This window comes from Vibrio sp. 10N.222.46.A1, assembly GCF_041473595.1.
Taxonomy (GTDB): Bacteria; Pseudomonadota; Gammaproteobacteria; order Enterobacterales; family Vibrionaceae; genus Vibrio; species Vibrio tasmaniensis_A.
Genome location: NZ_JBFRSN010001242.1, coordinates 1 through 459 on the forward strand (window position 1 = coordinate 1; position 459 = coordinate 459).

Sequence of the window (459 nt, forward strand, 5' to 3'; positions counted from 1 at the left end):
AACGAAGCGCTTCGTTATGATCCAAGAAATGAAGATGTCCGTCAGAAACTAGCAATTCTCTATTTTGGTAAAGGTGATACTCGCAAAGCGTATGAGTTATTTCAGTCGGGTATCAAACTCAATATCAACAGTGAAAAACTGCGCCTAGGTTTATCGAAGCTACTTGTGAAAGCCAATCAAGCGGAAGCTGCTTTGAGCCCATTAATACACTTACCACCTAGTCCAACTCAAGACTACTTAGCAATGCGCGCTGCATTAAGTCAAAAGTCTCAGCAAGAAGATATTGCGCTAGAGAGCTACCAAAAATTGACTGAGGTCGATTCAGATAATGCTCGCTGGTGGTTAGGTTTAGCGATTCAGCAAGAACGTCAGCTTGATTTCATGGCTGCAAAGCAATCATACCAAGGAGCATTGGTTAGAGTTGGGATCTCATCTCAGTCGCAAGGCTTTGTACGTGAT

The 459-nt window shown here is 42.9% G+C and carries 1 protein-coding gene; it reads left to right on the plus strand.

Annotated elements, in window-relative coordinates; translation table 11 throughout:
* Window positions 1-459: tetratricopeptide repeat protein (locus tag AB4496_RS25595; RefSeq protein WP_372132652.1), on the plus strand; the 459-nt coding region annotated here is incomplete at both ends.